Origin of the sequence: Frankia sp. AgKG'84/4, assembly GCF_023242965.2 — a bacterium.
GTDB lineage: Bacteria > Actinomycetota > Actinomycetes > Frankiales > Frankiaceae > Frankia.
On the sequence record NZ_JALKFU020000702.1, the window covers coordinates 1 to 557 of the forward strand.

Consider the following 557-nt stretch of genomic DNA (forward strand, 5'->3'; position numbering starts at 1 on the left):
CTTTTACTCTACTTTGATTATAACCTGATAATAACCATGTCTGTTTCTTTACTCCAACGAGAAATGCTAATACAAAAAGTATGATTGCAGTAATTATAAATACTTGATTCACTGATAATTCCTCCATCTTTAAGTTTAAATTCAAAGTTTTGGCTCTTATCTTTTCCTTGCTATAAATGGAACGACATAGAATGCAACAATTAATGTGATGATTAAGTAAATGGTTAAATGACTTACATTTACCGACTGCTCATTTAGAATCTGGTCTGAGATTAACAAATAAACCAAAAGGAGTAAATTGGAAATAGAAAATGTTTGTAAAGAGTATTGCATAATGTTAATATTTACCCTTTCGACATATTCAATTTCATCTTTAGCTTCTTGTTTTTTTAATCTAAGCCATTTTGCACTACCCACACCTACAAGAAGCCCCACTAATATTCCCCATTGAATTTGTCCTGTCACAAGGCTAACGATTCCAACACTTACAATTATACTAATAAGAACGGTTAAAAAATTTATTTGCATGATTTTATCTTCTCCTTTATAAGTTAGTG

2 protein-coding genes are annotated in these 557 nt (G+C 30.2%); both read right to left on the bottom strand.

Annotation, left to right across the window (positions count from 1 at the left end; all coding sequences use genetic code 11):
* Positions 1-127 (bottom strand): DUF3784 domain-containing protein (locus tag MXD58_RS31810; protein ID WP_518478674.1); only part of this gene is annotated, 127 nt, incomplete at its 3' end.
* A gap of 29 nt (positions 128-156) precedes the next feature.
* On the bottom strand, positions 157-557 hold a 401-nt coding region (locus MXD58_RS24700), incomplete at its 5' end, for a hypothetical protein (RefSeq protein WP_250610049.1).